The sequence below is a fragment of the Acinetobacter sp. WC-323 genome, assembly GCF_000314615.1.
Lineage (GTDB): Bacteria > Pseudomonadota > Gammaproteobacteria > Pseudomonadales > Moraxellaceae > Acinetobacter > Acinetobacter courvalinii.
The window spans coordinates 24,465-39,719 of the sequence record NZ_AMZS01000020.1 but is presented as its reverse complement, the minus strand read 5'-3'; the positions used below and the strand labels follow the sequence as shown (position 1 = coordinate 39,719).

At 45.2% G+C, this 15,255-nt stretch carries 13 protein-coding genes and 1 pseudogene; 7 read left to right on the top strand and 7 right to left on the bottom strand.

Going from position 1 to position 15,255, the window contains the following annotated elements; all coding sequences use genetic code 11:
• Nucleotides 1-20 precede the first annotated feature (20 nt).
• From ACINWC323_RS16310 to gacA, 3 genes and pseudogenes are all read right to left on the bottom strand, one after another.
• The gene (locus ACINWC323_RS16310; protein WP_032881010.1) at nt 21-1,457 is read right to left on the bottom strand and encodes a sigma-54-dependent transcriptional regulator; all 1,437 of its coding nucleotides are present in this window, start codon (nt 1,455-1,457) and stop codon (nt 21-23) included.
• 18 nt (nt 1,458-1,475) lie between these two features.
• Nucleotides 1,476-3,044 (bottom strand): annotated as a pseudogene (locus tag ACINWC323_RS16315) (sensor histidine kinase).
• 26 nt (nt 3,045-3,070) lie between these two features.
• A complete protein-coding gene (gene gacA / locus ACINWC323_RS16320) occupies nt 3,071-3,706 on the bottom strand; it encodes a response regulator transcription factor GacA (RefSeq protein WP_004773961.1) in 636 nt (211 codons plus the stop codon).
• A 210-nt stretch (nt 3,707-3,916) separates the two neighbouring features.
• Between gacA and pbpG the strand changes: the two genes are divergently transcribed.
• On the top strand, nt 3,917-4,981 hold the full coding sequence (gene pbpG / locus ACINWC323_RS16325) for a D-alanyl-D-alanine endopeptidase PBP7/8 (RefSeq protein WP_126687697.1): 1,065 nt from the start codon (nt 3,917-3,919) through the stop codon (nt 4,979-4,981).
• 125 nt (nt 4,982-5,106) lie between these two features.
• Here the strand turns inward: pbpG and thrC are convergent, their stop codons facing one another.
• The 4 genes from thrC to xerD form a co-directional block, all read right to left on the bottom strand.
• Nucleotides 5,107-6,246: a threonine synthase gene (gene thrC / locus ACINWC323_RS16330; RefSeq protein ID WP_004656353.1), complete on the bottom strand. Its 1,140-nt coding sequence runs from the start codon at nt 6,244-6,246 to the stop codon at nt 5,107-5,109.
• 107 nt (nt 6,247-6,353) lie between these two features.
• Nucleotides 6,354-7,655 carry a homoserine dehydrogenase gene (locus ACINWC323_RS16335; protein ID WP_004773963.1) on the bottom strand — a complete coding sequence of 434 codons (1,302 nt, stop codon included), beginning with the start codon at nt 7,653-7,655 and terminating at the stop codon, nt 6,354-6,356.
• Nucleotides 7,656-7,784: 129 nt separating this feature from the next.
• Nucleotides 7,785-8,600, bottom strand: a complete 816-nt coding sequence (locus ACINWC323_RS16340; RefSeq protein ID WP_005281034.1) for a DsbC family protein — start codon at nt 8,598-8,600, stop codon at nt 7,785-7,787.
• A gap of 124 nt (nt 8,601-8,724) precedes the next feature.
• Nucleotides 8,725-9,645 (bottom strand): site-specific tyrosine recombinase XerD, encoded by a 921-nt coding sequence (gene xerD / locus ACINWC323_RS16345; RefSeq protein WP_009508429.1) that lies wholly within the window; start codon nt 9,643-9,645, stop codon nt 8,725-8,727.
• Between the two features lie 149 nt (nt 9,646-9,794).
• Between xerD and ACINWC323_RS16350 the strand changes: the two genes are divergently transcribed.
• The 6 genes from ACINWC323_RS16350 to ftsW all read left to right on the top strand — a co-directional run bounded on the left by ACINWC323_RS16350 (nt 9,795) and on the right by ftsW (nt 15,233).
• On the top strand, nt 9,795-10,055 hold the full coding sequence (locus tag ACINWC323_RS16350) for a FeoA family protein (protein WP_005226344.1): 261 nt from the start codon (nt 9,795-9,797) through the stop codon (nt 10,053-10,055).
• Nucleotides 10,052-11,905, top strand: a complete 1,854-nt coding sequence (feoB, locus tag ACINWC323_RS16355) for a ferrous iron transporter B (RefSeq protein ID WP_009508404.1) — start codon at nt 10,052-10,054, stop codon at nt 11,903-11,905. The genes ACINWC323_RS16350 and feoB overlap by 4 nt, the downstream gene beginning before the upstream one ends.
• 53 nt (nt 11,906-11,958) lie before the next feature.
• Complete coding sequence (locus tag ACINWC323_RS16360; protein ID WP_005226346.1) at nt 11,959-12,210, top strand: DUF6587 family protein; 252 nt, start codon at nt 11,959-11,961, stop codon at nt 12,208-12,210.
• A 54-nt stretch (nt 12,211-12,264) separates the two neighbouring features.
• On the top strand, nt 12,265-12,555 hold the full coding sequence (locus ACINWC323_RS16365) for a hypothetical protein (protein ID WP_009508443.1): 291 nt from the start codon (nt 12,265-12,267) through the stop codon (nt 12,553-12,555).
• Nucleotides 12,556-12,669: 114 nt separating this feature from the next.
• Nucleotides 12,670-14,022, top strand: coding sequence for a UDP-N-acetylmuramoyl-L-alanine--D-glutamate ligase (gene murD, locus ACINWC323_RS16370; protein WP_005226347.1), 1,353 nt, complete (start codon nt 12,670-12,672; stop codon nt 14,020-14,022).
• A gap of 17 nt (nt 14,023-14,039) precedes the next feature.
• The gene (ftsW, locus tag ACINWC323_RS16375) at nt 14,040-15,233 is read left to right on the top strand and encodes a putative lipid II flippase FtsW (protein ID WP_009508402.1); all 1,194 of its coding nucleotides are present in this window, start codon (nt 14,040-14,042) and stop codon (nt 15,231-15,233) included.
• The last annotated feature ends 22 nt before the right edge of the window (nt 15,234-15,255 follow it).

Here is a 15,255-nt window from a genome sequence, read left to right as displayed (position 1 = left end):
AGGGGCTTTATGATTAACGCTTATTCATCATCTTCGGTATCTAGACCGAATTTTTTCAGTCGATAGCGTAAAGAGCGGAAGGTCATTCCCAACTTTTTCGCCGCTAAAGTCCGGTTCCAGTGGGTAATATTCAAGGCATTTAGCAGAATCTCTTTTTCGATATTCTCTAAATAGCGCTCTAAACCTTCTGGTGGCAGTTTTTTCGAACTCATTGTTGGACTGGCAGAATGTTGAGGCGTTTCAATTTCTTCTGCCGGTGCATTGGCAAATGCAGGCGCCGGATTTGCAATTGAGCTACGTAATGGCGCAGTTTGCAAGTGAGCCAGATCAATGGTTTCATCATCACTCAGTGTAATGGCGCGTTCAGTGATATTACGCAGTTCGCGCACATTGCCCGGGAAATATTGCTGTAACAAGAACTGCTCTGCACGAGAGGACAGTGTCTTCACCGACACTTCCCATTCCTGACTGATCTTTTGAATAAAGTGATTGGCCAGTAACAGAATATCCTGACCACGCTCACGTAATGGCGGCAACACCAGATCCATGACGTGAATACGGAAGAACAGGTCCTGACGGAAGCGGCCTTGCTGGACCAGCATTTCCAGATCCTGATGGCTGGCACTAATCACACGGAAATCGACATCAATCTCCTGATCTGAACCGACCGGACGAATTTTCTTTTCCTGTACCGCACGCAATAATTTGACTTGCATATTTAAAGGCAATTCAGCAATTTCATCTAGAAATAAACTACCGCCGTGCGCAGACAGAATTAAGCCTTGCTTGTCCTGTGTTGCGCCAGTGAAGCTGCCTTTCTTGTGTCCAAATAACTCGCTTTCCATCAATTCGGTTGGAATGGCACCACAGTTAATGGCAATAAACGGCCCTTCGCTGCGGTTACTTAAACGGTGTACCAGATTGGCTACCACTTCTTTGCCTGTACCTGATTCACCTGTGATAAATACAGGTGCTTGAGAACGTGCAATTTTCTTTAAAGCAATGCGAAGTTGCTGGATCGGTGCTGAACGACCAATCAGAAGCTTGTTTTCTAAAGCGGTTTCAGCAGCTTCCTGTTCAGGCTGAGGCCGGTTCAAAGCTTTCTGGATTAATTGATCCAGATGCATCTGATTAACCGGTTTGCTGACAAAGTCAAAGGCACCTGCTTTAAGTGCTGCGATGGCGATGTCCATGTTGCCATAGGCAGTAAGCACTGCAATCGGCGTGTTAGGGCAGTTTTGAGTGACATGTTTCACCAGGTCTAAACCATTCCCGTCCGGAAGATTTAAATCTGTTAAGCATGCATCGTACTGGAATTCAGTGAAGAATTTTTTTGCCTGTTCGACCCGATAAGCGATATGTGTTTTGATGCCCATCCGCGCAAGCGTCATCTGCATTAAAAGACATAAATCCTCTTCATCGTCTACGAGCAAGACGAGTGGTTGTTTTGTTGCCATTTCCCCGAAAAACCTAATCTAATCTATGAATTTTGAGCATTCCATCCTGAAACATGCTCCTTGTTGTCGCTCTATATAGGTGAGCTTTGCATGATTCGCCTCACAAAATGTATGAGACAAGTACAATCCTAAACCAGTTCCTTTAATTTCGGTACTAAAAAATGGTTTGAATAACTGAGAAATATCCCGTTTTGAGACACCCATCCCAAAATCGATGACATCAATACAGATTCGACCTTCTTTTTCATGAACATCCACTTCGATAAAGGGGGCATCGGTGGCGTTATGGCGTAAGGCATTCCGAATCAGATTAATCAGCACCTGACGTAATTGTTTTTCATCAAATACGATCGTCGTCTGTTCGGGTTGTTTTAACCGGATCATCTGTTTGGCATCCGCCAGATCTTCATTCAATAAACTGTCAAAGAATGGGGTGAGCTGAATGGGTTGTGCTTCGGTTGGCCGGTTGCGAGCCATCGCCAAAGTATCTTGGACGATGCTATCAATACGTTTGGCTTGCTTGCTAATCATGCGTGACAGCATTTCTTGCTGATGTGCATCGCTGTCTTTGAGTAACTCATTAGCCTGAACAATAGCGGCCAATGGATTGCGAATTTCATGGGCAATACTGGCAGACAGTTGCCCCAATGCCGCCAGCTTGAGTTGTTGCACCTGCTGAGTCAGTTTCTGGGCATCTTTTAAGATCAGTAAAACGAGTGCCTGCTCGGGCACAATCAAATGTTTAACCCGAACATGAACCGTATACGGGCTTTGTTGCGATTCAAAGCTAAACTCTTCACCGTCTTTTAAATCACTAAATTTAATCAGTTCAAATAGATCAGGCTGCAATTTGATTAATGGCGTTTTTTCGAGAGAAACAGGTAAATAAATTCCCAGTAAGGTGTTGGCTGCCGGATTGGTCAGGACAATATGATTGCTTTCATCCAGGACCAGATAACCATCTTCAATCTGCTCGAGAATATAACGGTTAATATTTTGCAGCTGGTGGATTTCAATGGATTGATGAAAGGTGAGGGTTTCTAAAATCTTAAAACGTTGAACCGCGATGCGGCCAATGGCATGCACCACAAAAAATAGAAAGGCCAGAAAAATACTATTGCCGAGATGAGTTAAGTTGATTGCATCAAAAAAATCACCTAAAAAGCGTTGGTATACCACCATGATCACGGCAAACAGGGTGATGATCAGTGATAACTGTGAGTTTAATAAAATGGCCGAGGAGAAAATAATGATGACATAGAGCAAGCTCAGTTGCAGATTCGGCCCGCCGGCTGAAAATGTGATTAAACTCAAGCAGATCACGTCAATCAGAAAAATCACAATCTACTGTCTGGACACCTGCACAGGGACCAGATGCAAGACAAAAAGCTGAATAATATTCAGCGTGATATACGCGATCAGGGTATAAAAATATAAGCTTGGATAAATATAATTACTACTGAGTTGCTCGGCAGTGAGTAAATAAATCAGCAGCAGGCTAACGGCAATAATCAGCCGATAGCCGCTATACCAAACGCCCAGTCGATAGACGGTCTGAGAGACCGATGATGCAATTTTCCCTAACATAGGCGTTGACTATTATTGTAAGTATTTTAAGGTTTAATCAGTCCATAGCGTATCGCAAGATGCGTCAGTTTGACATCACTGTCAATCGCCAGTTTTTCAAAAATACGGTAGCGATAAGTATTTACCGTCTTCACGCTGACAAATAATTTATCTGCAATTTCTTGGGCACTGATACAGTTCACCACCATCATCGCGACCTGCATTTCACGTTCTGATAAAGCATCAAAAGGAGACTGCTGGGTGTCAGAAAGGTAAGAACTCGCCAGTTGCTCGGCAATATCTGCACTGAAATACTTGCCGCCTTGCATGACTTTATTGATCGCACGGACCATTTCAGAGATTGGCGCACCTTTGGTGATATAGCCTTTGGCACCTGCTTTGAGTAAAAGGGATGGGTAGGGCTCTTCCGCCAGACCGCTGACAGCAATGACCTTGGTTTCAGGTGCACTCTGCAATAAACGTCGCGTTGTCTCAACTCCACCAATGCCAGGCATATTCACGTCTAGCAATACCACTTGGGGATGTTTCTGGCGAACCAGCGCAATCGCTTCTTCTCCAGATTCAGCTTGTCCGATCACCTCGACATCGGGGTGGTCTTCGAGCATACGGCAAATCCCGGTGCGCACGAGTTCATGATCATCAACAACGAGAACAGTGATCAAGAAGACCTCCTTTTTTCAAAAACACTGGTTTTTTGTTACATAAAGCAAAATTAGCTTGCAATGAAACGACAAAATTAGCAATCCTATTCTTCGTTTTTAGAGAATAGTTGTACACAATTGTGTCTACAAAAGCTTTACCCGATTTGTTCAAATGTAAGGCATAATGGTGGTAAGCGCAAATGTGCAGCGTCCTGAGTTGAGTATTGTGTCGTGAAAAATTCTAAAAAATCTATCATGCATGTTCTAAGCATGTCTATCTTGTTGGCGTGGAGTTCAACAAGTTTTGCTGAACTGGTTGTGAATAACAATCCAGCTTCTTCGCGTGCGAGTGGTTCAGCAACCTTAAACTGGTCGGCAAGTGATGCGAGCCAGTTAATGGAAGATGATGAACCCTTAGAGATTGGTCCTCAAGGTTCAACCTCTGTGACCACAACATTACGTAACGGTGGTTCAGCTTCAATTTCATCCTCAAGTGCTCCGCAGCAATCGACACAGATTCGCGATACGTTTGGCTATAGCAGCCAGCCGTCAGTGAATGCACGTGCTGCGCTGGTCATGGATGCACAAACAGGTGAGGTGCTGTACAGCAAAAACAGTAACATGTCGGTTCCGATTGCTTCAATTACCAAATTGATGACTGCGGTGGTGACTGCTGATGCGCGCTTAAACATGTCGGAAGAGATTACCCTTGAGTCGATTGATTTCGCGGGTGCAGGTGGTAAAAACTCAAGCTCAACCTTACGTGCTGGCGATAAGATGAACCGCGCTGAAGCATTGTTGTTTGCCTTGATGAAGTCTGAAAATCCAGCGGCGGCGGCATTGGCACGTACTTATCCAGGTGGTCGTCCTGCATTTATTGCAGCGATGAACGCCAAAGCGAGGCAATTGGGCATGACTTCGACACGTTATGCTGAGTCAACCGGGCTTGATCCGCATAATGTCTCTTCTGCACGTGACTTAGGCATTCTGGTAAGTACCGCTTCGCAATACGGTCTTATCCGCCAATTCTCAACCACACCAACCTATGACTTCAACCTTGGCTACCGTGTCCTCAAGTCGAACAATACCAATGCTTTAGTGCGTAATGGTGGCTGGAATATTAACCTGTCAAAAACAGGTTATATCAATGAAGCCGGTCGTTGTGTGGTGATGCATACGACGGTGAACTCACGTCCCGCTGTGGTCGTGTTATTGGGTGCACCAAGTTCACAAGCACGCAATAGCGATGCAACCAATTTATTAACCTGGTTAAGCAGTTTACCAAAACGTGTTTAATGTCGGTTAATGTAAAAAACGCTTCATCAGGAAGCGTTTTTTTATGGCTAGAAATGACTGATTTTAAGTGAACCCATAGAAAAACCAGTTGCAGGCAACTGGTTTTTTTATTTCAGACTTGATGCTTACATATTTGAAAGAATAGAGTCTTTGACCTGATCCATAGTTGCATCAATAGACAACATCACAGCATCAGCACATTGCTTGATGGCCGTATCTGGATCTTTTAAGCCATTACCTGTCACGGTACATACAATCACAGAACCTTCAGCAATTTTACCTGCCTTGATGTCACGGATTGCACCGCCAATTGAAGCGGCAGACGCAGGTTCTACAAATACGCCTTCGTACATTGAAAGTAAACGTTGTGCTTCCAGGATTTCACTGTCCTGAAGTTCATCGAACCAGCCTTTAGAGTCACGTACCACTGCTTTGGCATGGTTCCAGCTTTGTGGATTACCGATACGAATCGCAGTTGCAACTGTTTCAGGGTTTTCAACAGGTGCACCACGTAAGAAGGGCGCAGCGCCAGAAGCCTGGTAACCCACCATGGTTGGTAGGCCTTCTGGTTTAGGACCTGTGAACTGATCTGTCGCCGCATCATAAATCACTTGCTCGAACTGATCCGCAGGTTGGTTAGCAACAGCTTCGGTATAACCCATCCAATGTGCGGTGATGTTCCCCGCGTTACCGACAGGCAAGCAGTGATAATCAGGTGCACGACCTAAAGCTTCGACGATTTCATAAGCAATGGTTTTTTGACCTTGCAAACGATACGGGTTGATCGAGTTGACAATCGTTACAGGTGCCTGATCAGCCACTTCTTTGACCAAACGCATACCATCATCGAAGTTACCGCGGATTTGCATGGTGATCGCGCCGTACATCATTGCCTGCGCCATTTTACCCATGGCAATTTTGCCTTCCGGGATCAACACGAATGCTTTAATGCCTGCACGCGCTGCATAGGCTGCCGCTGCTGCTGAAGTATTACCGGTAGAGGCACAGATAATCGCTTTAGAGCCTTCTTCAACTGCTTTGGTCACCGCCATGGTCATACCACGGTCTTTAAATGAACCAGTTGGGTTCAGACCTTCGTATTTCACATAAATTTCGACGTTTTTGCCAATAATACGTGGAATGTTCTCGAGTTTAATCAGTGGAGTATTACCTTCACCTAAAGAAATTGCGCGTGTAGTTGCAGACACAGGTAAACGGTCACGATAACGATCTACAAGACCAGTATAACGATTGGCATTCGACATGATGGTGTTCCAATATAAGGTAGAGAAAAAATCCCGTTCAACAGGCTCCCTTTCAAAAGAGAGCAGTTCCATTCTTGAATGAAGAAGGGTGAGGGGATTTAAACTGATTAACTATCGAGCGATTCTAAACGAATTCTCACGATTTCGCCACGAATTGCAGGTAATGCTTGAATTTGGGCAAGCGCCTCGTCCATTTTAGATTCAACGATCGGATCGGTTAAAATCACGATTGGAATCAGGTCTTTTAAGCGCGATTGCTGCATGATGGCATCAATACTGATACCGGCACGGCTCAGAATGGTCGTCACATCTGCCAATACACCGGTTTGGTCTTCAGCATTGAGGCGAATGTAATAACCTGTGGTCATTTCTTCACGGCTGAGGATTGGCACATTGGTGAGTGCTTCAAAGGCCAGCTGAGGAATTGTTCCAGCGCCATCTTCGGTATACGAAATATCACGCACGATATCAATCACGTCAGCAACTACAGCAGAAGCGGTTGGACCTGCACCTGCGCCAGCGCCGTAGTATAGCGTTGGACCAACGGCATTGGCCTGAACCAGTACAGCATTTTTCACGCCATTGACATTGGCAATCAGTTCTTCCGCTGGAATCAGGGTTGGATGTACACGTAACTCAATGCCTTTGTCAGCACGGCGAGCAATACCCAAATGCTTGATACGGAAACCAAGTTCTTCTGCATATTTCACATCTTGAGCGGTGATTTTGCTGATACCTTCGGTATAGACCTTGTTGAACTGTAACGGGATACCAAATGCACATGAAGCTAAAATGGTGAGTTTGTGTGCAGCATCAATGCCTTCAACATCAAAGGTTGGATCAGCTTCGGCATAACCGAGTTCTTGCGCTTCTTTTAACACATCTTCAAAAGCACGACCTTTTTCACGCATTTCAGTCAGAATGAAGTTGCCTGTACCATTGATGATCCCGGCAAGCCATTCGATATGGTTGGCTGCAAGACCTTCACGGATGACTTTAATGATTGGAATCCCGCCTGCAACTGCTGCTTCATAAGCAATTTGCACTGCATTGTCTTCTGCTGCCTTAAATAGCTCATTACCATGCTCAGCCAGTAATGCTTTATTGGCTGTCACCACCTGTTTGCCATGTTTAATGGCTTCCATAATGACTTCATACGCAGGATGAATGCCACCCATGACTTCGACCACCACATCAACATCAGGTTGACGTACGATCTCCATCAAGTCATCGCTTTGTTTAATTCCTTCGAGTTGTAAATCTGGACGTGGACGGCGTGTGCCTACGTGTGTAATTTGAATTTCTCGACCGGTACGGCGTTTAATTTCCGCAGCATTTTCTTGTAGTAATTTAAGGGCTCCACCACCTACAGTACCAAGACCGAGTATCGCCAGACGAACTGGTTTCACGTCACACTCCATTATATTCAATCATTTTAATGAAGCTTGATCATAGCTAAAAAAATGCGGAGACACTAGGGCTAAGATCATCTTTCATCTGTCGCCCGGGTCTTTGTTATTTTGAAAGCAATATTTACCTTATTTGTTTAAGCGTTGAACAATTTCTTCAGGGGTCATGTAACCACCTAAATATTCTCCTTCAACGTTATAAATCGCTGGCGTGCCATTTACGCCCATGTTCAGACCCAGTTGGTATTGATCACGAACCGGGTTCTTACATTCTGCAGCAGTCACAGGCTGACCTTGAGTTGCTTGCTCAAATGCAGCTTTACGATCTTTACTGCACCAGATGGCCTGCATGGTTGGCATGAATTGTTCGCCACGTGGCCATGCGATATAACGCACTTCAATACCTTTGGCATTAATTTCAGCCAGGTGTTCATGCAATTTATGGCAATACGGACAGCTTGAATCGGTGAACACATAAATCACGTGTTTGGCTTTACCGCCTTGTGCCGGATAAACGATCAAGTCTTCAGTCTTGAGGGAAGCCAAATGCTTTTTATTTTCGGTGGCTTGTAATGCATCACTGACATTGTGCAGTTGCTTGTCGCCTAAACGCACCACATCACCCTGAATAATGTATTGGCCATCAGCGGTGGCATAGACCGAACCCATTCCTTCTAGACTCACCCAGTACAGGTTGGGTACTTCAGTTTTCTTGACAGCAAGAATTTTGGCATTGATGTTGGCTGTCTTGAAATGTTTTTCTAATGTAGAGACTAAACGCTGCTGTGCATTACGTTCATTTAAGGTTGAAGCTTCACCTGTCGCAGGTGCACTTGCCGTGAGTGCATCTTGTTTTTGTGCTGAATTTTCTTTTGAGCAAGCACTGACGAATAATGTTGATGCTAATGTACAAGCAATTACAAGCTGAGACCGAGTAAACAACATATAGAACCTTTTTGTACGTTTTAAGGGCTTTAGCATACCAAAAAAAAACAATCACTTCGTTAAATCTTGCTGATGCTGTGTGAACGAAACCAAGTTTGAGACCTATTCGGGACAGACGGTGGTTTTAACCGCGTGGGTGGTATTTGCCATGCAGCTCCTGTATACGGTGTTGGGCGACATGGGTATAAATTTGCGTGGTAGAAAGATCGCTATGGCCCAATAACATCTGTACCACGCGCAGGTCTGCGCCATGATTGAGTAAATGGGTAGCGAAGGCATGGCGTAAGGTATGCGGTGATAACTCGGCCTGAATATTGGCCTGCAAGGCATAACGTTTAATCGCATACCAGAAATTCTGACGACTCATGATGCCGCCGTGCTGGGTCAGAAATAAATAATCAGTGCTGCTTTTATACAGTTGCGGGCGTGATTCCAGCAAATATTTTTCAATCCAGTCACAGGCGAATTGCCCCAAGGGCACCAGACGTTCTTTATTGCCTTTACCGGTAATCCGTAAGTAGCCCTGTTTTAAATTGATCAGTTCAAGTTTCAGGTTGAGTAATTCTGATACACGCAATCCACAGGCATACAGTACTTCGAACATGGCACGGTCGCGTAGGCCTAGTGCAGTGCTGGTATCAGGTGCATTGATCAATGCTTCAACATCTTGTTCAGACAAATCTTTGGGCAAAGCCCGGCCAATTTTAGGAGAATGATGTGTCGCAACGGGATTGTCGTCCCTGAGTTTTTGTTCGCGTAAAAATTTATAAAATTGTCTTAAGGCAGAAAGGCAGCGGGCAATTGAACGGGGACTTTTTCCAGCCTTGGTCAGCGCAATCAGCACATCTGCAATATCGTCACTAGACCATTCGGGTAGGGTGGCAGTTCGATGCAATTCACTACATTGGATCAGGTCCGATAAATAGGCATTACGGGTATGCGGGCTCACTGTTTGAGCGACTAAATAATCACGAAAACCCTGTAAAAATCCCAGATGTTCCGGAATATTAACGGCGGCTGGAATACGTGGTTTTTTATTTAACATAATGGACTGACTGAACCTTCTTGTCTGCACTGTAAAAGAAAAATGAATTGTTGTCGAACTGTCAAAAGGGTAAATGCCATTGAGATTGTTTTTGGTAATTATTCTCATTTGCTTGTATACTATAATAAAGAGCGTAAAGGGTTAGAGCGGTGCGATTGTCAGCATTAAAAGTCAAGCAGATAGCGGTGATCACGAAAGTGGATCGCTTGGTCGATGAGACACAACAGCCAGATTTAGTTGCGGTTCGTTTAGAAAGTTTAGGCTTTGTGCCTGGTACACAAGTGCAAGTGATTACCAAAGGTATTTTTGGTGGTGATCCGATTCTAATCCAGCTCGGTTTTACGCGTTTTGCGTTACGGAAGGCGGAAGCTGACAAAATTGAAATTCAACTTGAAGGAGCACCTGCATGAGTGATGCGTTACGTGTTGCCCTTGTGGGAAATCCAAACTGCGGTAAGACATCTTTATTTAACCATTTAACTGGAACGCGCCAAAAAGTTGCCAACTATGCGGGCGTGACGGTTGAACGTAAAGTTGGACATTTTCAGCTTCCTTCTGGAAAGTCCGTACGTGTGCTGGATTTGCCTGGGACTTATAGTTTACAAGCCACTAGTCCAGATGAGGAAATTACCCGTGACGTCTGTCAGGGCAAAATCGCTGAAGAAGGCCAGCAAGATGCCTTCCTGTGCGTGGTGGATGCCACAAACTTGAAGCTGCATCTGGGTCTCGTGCTGGAAGTGATTGAGTTGGGCCGTCCGATTTTGGTTGTATTGAACATGATGGATGAAGCACGCCGTCGTGGTATCCAGATCAACACCCAGAAACTTTCACAGCGTTTAGGTGTACCAGTTGTTGAAACCGTGGCGGTGCGTAACGCTGGTATCGAAAACCTGTTACATGCCTTAGATCAGCAAAAATATTCTGTTCCACAGACCGAATTAAGTGGCTTGACTGGAACTCACCATCAGAAAATCGATATGATTTTCAAGGATGTGGTGAACTTTGTTGACCAAGAAGACAAGCGTACCGATTTCCTCGACAAAATTTTCTTACATCCGGTTCTCGGCTTAGTTAGCCTTGCAATCATGATGTTTATTGTCTTTCAGGCCGTGTTTGCCTGGGCGGCGCCGTTTATGGATGGCATTGAAGAATTCTTTGCCTGGTTCGGTGAAGCATTAGGCGAGCATATCTCCCAGCCTTTGCTACATAGTTTGGTGGTTGACGGGATTATTGCGGGTGCGGGTAGTGTGGTGGTGTTCTTGCCACAAATCCTGATTTTATTCTTCTTTATTTTGGTTTTAGAAGAATCGGGCTATTTACCGCGTGCCGCATTCTTGCTGGATAAATTGATGTTTAAAGCAGGCCTAAGTGGTCGTGCCTTCATTCCATTACTTTCAAGCTTTGCCTGTGCGGTGCCTGGCATCATGGCCACCCGGAGTATCAGTGACCCGCGTGATCGCTTTACCACGATTATGGTTGCACCATTGATGACCTGTTCGGCACGTTTGCCGGTCTATGCCTTATTGATCGCTGCCTTTATTCCAAGTCAAACGGTATGGGGTATTTTCAACCTACAAGGTCTGGTGTTATTTGGCCTGTACATGTCGGGTATTGTCAGTGCACTCTGTGTGGCAATCGTGATGAAATTTTTGCAGAAAGATAAATCACAACATGCACTTTTACTGGAACTGCCAAGCTACCGTATTCCGGATATGCGCAGTGTCGGGATTGGCTTGCTGGATCGCGGTAAGATCTTCTTAAAACGTGTCGGCGGCATTATCTTTGCCCTGTCGATTTTACTTTGGTTCTTATGTACTTTCCCGCAAGCGCCAGAAGGGGCGACTTTACCCGACATTGATTATAGTTTTGCAGGGATGTTAGGGCACTTGCTCCAGCCAATCTTTGCGCCTGTTGGCTTTAACTGGCAGATCGTGATTGCCTTGATCCCGGCCATGGCAGCACGTGAAGTCGTGGTTGCGGCTTTAGGTACGGTATATGCCTTATCGGGCGCGGATGATGAAGCTATTGCGCAGGGTCTGTCGCATCTGATTAGTGCGGACGGTACGGGCTGGTCATTGGCCACAGGCTTGTCGTTATTGGTGTGGTTCATTTATGCGCCGCATTGTTTAGCGACCTTGGCAACGGTACGCCGTGAAACAGGTTCATGGAAACATGTATCGATAATGACGGCCTACCTGTTTGGTCTGGCCTATTTAATGTCTTTCTTCACTTATCAGATTGCATCACGCATCTGGGGTTAAGACATCCTACTCAACCTCCCTTGAAAAAGGGAGGAACCACTGGAGAGACGCTTATGTTTGAGTACTTGATTGTTGCTGTATTGGTGCTGTGGAGTGCTGTTGTAGTCTTTAAGAAGGTATTTCCTCAAACAGCAGGTTCAGCATTCTTAGCCTTGTCTAATACCTGTCAGCGTATGGGCTGGCAGCGTTTGGCCGTATGGTTAAAACCTAAAATGGTGGCAGGTTGTGGGGGAAGCTGTGGCTGTTCAACTGATGAGTCTGAAAGCAAAAAAACAGAATCCGTGCAAACTGTGAAATGGCGTTGATAAAACTCAAAATGCCCATCCTAAGATGGGCATTTTTTTGGAAACAAGAAAAAAATGAATCAGACTCAAATCAGTAAAAAACAAGTATTGAGCCCTAAACATAAATTGATTTTATTGGGCTTTATCCTGATGGTGACCTTGCTTTATCTTTCTGCTCTGTTTAAAGGCCTGAATATTTATAAAGAAACTCTCTTCTGGCTTATTTCATGTTTAATCTTGATTTACCTATGGCTAAGACCAGAATTCATTAACCTTAAAATCAAAGCTTATGCATTTAAATCTGTAGATTGGCTAGGGGCCGTGATCTTGGCTTTATTGGGGATTAGCCTTTTTATACCTGCTTAAGCTTTTACGCACTGACACAAAAAAGATTGAATAAAACCAAAACTGAAAAAGCATTTAAAACAGTAAAGTGCTAACATTTTTGCCATTCTGTGATCTGCGAAAAATGGGGCAAAAATGTTAATACAGCGCGGTGGATTAAAAGTTGTAGCTGGCTTGGGAATTTCCGGTGTATCCGCGGTTAATTTTTTACACGAACAGGGCTACCAGGTTGCAGTCACAGACTCACGCGCAACCCCGCCAGGACATGACCAGATTCCAGCAGGTGTGCGGACCAGCTTTGGTCAACTGGATACGGATCTTTTATTACAAGCAGAAGAAATTATTCTGAGTCCGGGGCTGGCACCGCAACTTCCAGAAATTCAGCAAGCAATGGAAAAAGGCATTGCAGTGGTAGGGGATATTCAGTTATTACGCCGTGCTACAGATGTGCCGATTGTTGCGATTACAGGATCAAATGCGAAAAGTACTGTCACCACCTTAATCGGATTGATGGCAGCAGATGCAGGCAAGAAAGTTGCTGTCGGTGGAAACCTGGGCCGCCCTGCATTGGATTTACTTAAAGATCAACCTGAATTAATCATTTTGGAGCTATCGAGCTTCCAGCTTGAAACCACATCACACCTGAATGCAGAAGTGGCTGTGGTGTTGAATATGAGCGAAGATCATCTCGACCGTCATGGCGATATGCTGGGTTATCACAAGGCCAAACATCGCATTTTCCAAGGTGTGAAAAAAGTGGTGTATAACCGTGACGATAATCTGAGTCGTCCTTTGGTGCCTGATGTGACGCCGATGCAGAGCTTTGGCCTGAATGCACCTGATTTAAATCAATATGGGGTGTTACGTGATGCTGATGGCAGCATGTGGCTGGCCCGTGGCAGAGAGCGTTTGCTGAAAACCTCGGAAATGTATATTCAAGGCATGCATAACGTTGCCAATGCGTTGGCCTGTTTGGCACTGGGAGAGGCGATCGGTTTACCGATGGCTTCGATGTTAGAAAGCTTAAAGCATTTTAAAGGTCTGGAACATCGTTGTGAGTACGTGCAAAGCATTGACGGCGTACGTTATTACAATGATTCGAAAGGCACCAATGTCGGTGCGACCCTTGCTGCGATTGATGGTCTGGGTGCGGCCATTGAAGTAAAAAATGGCAAACTGGCATTGATTTTGGGTGGTCAAGGTAAAGGACAGGACTTCAAGCCGTTACGCGATGCCATTCAAAAATACGTCAAGACTGCGATTCTGATTGGTGAAGATGCAGCAGTGATTGAACAGGCAATTCAAGGTACAACCGTGATTCAACATGCTGCCAGTCTGAAAGAGGCAGTGGCAATGGCACAAAAAGCGACTCAGGCAGAAGATGTGGTATTACTTTCACCGGCTTGTGCCAGCTTTGATATGTTTAAAAGCTATAATGATCGCGGACATCAATTCGTGGCATGTGTGCATGCCTTGAATGAAAAATAAGAACTAGGAACAGAACTATGGCTGACTTGGCCCAAAATACGGTACAGAAGATTTCGCAATTGCTAAATCGTTTACCTAAGCTACCTGCAGAAATGACAGCACGCAATATCTTGATCTTTTGTGTGATTTCGCTGCTATGTTTCGGTTCGATCATGGTCGCATCGGCGTCGATGCCCTATGCGGAATATATCCATGAGAGTCCTTTTTACTTTCTCATTCGTCACGGCATCTCGATTGTGGTTGCTGCCGTGGTGGCATTTTTAACCTATCGGGTTTCCTTGAATCTGTGGTTTCAGAATGCCTTTCCTTTGTGGCTCATTACCATCGTTCTGCTCTTGGCGGTACTGGTGGTGGGTTCAGAAGTGAATGGTGCGCATCGCTGGATCAAGATTGGCGGCTTTACCTTGCAGCCAACCGAAATTGCCAAGATTGTCATGGCGATTTTCACTGCGGATTATGTGGTACGCCGTGCCAAGGAAGTGCGAACGCATTGGAAAGGGCTATTGCGTTTAAGTGGTGTAATGGCCTTAACCGTGGGCTTTATCGTCGCTGAGCCTGACTTGGGTGCAACCGTCGTGATTGTCTTGATGATGGTGGGCGTGTTCTTCTTGGCAGGTGCACCAGCGACTCAGTTCCTGATCATGTTGGGTGCGATCTTTGCGGGTATCAGTGCGCTGATTATCTTCGAGCCATTCCGCTTCCAGCGCCTGATTTCCTTTACCAACCCTTGGGCAGATCCATTGGGTGTCGGTTATCAGTTGTCAAATGCCTTGATGGCCTTTGGTCGTGGTGAGTGGTTTGGTACGGGCTTGGGGCATAGTGTGCAGAAGCTGTCTTATTTACCTGAAGCGCATACCGACTTTATGTTGGCAGTATTAGGCGAAGAATTCGGTTTCTTTGGTGTGTCTGTGGTGATGATCCTGTCATTTACCATGCTGGCATGCTGTATCCGTATTGGTCATCGTGCCTTGCAGCATAATTATCTACGTGCGGGCTATCTGGCTTATGGCATCAGTATCATCTTCCTGATGCAGATTCTGGTCAATGCCGGGATGAACATGGGCCTCATGCCAACCAAAGGCCTGACCTTACCTTTCATTAGTTATGGTGGTACCTCGTTGATGATGTGTGCGGCGATGATTAGCTTAATTCTGAAAATTGATGCATCGACGCAAGAGCTGAACCCTGTGAAAGAAGAGTCGAATTTCTAGCATATTCAAACCAATAAAAAGC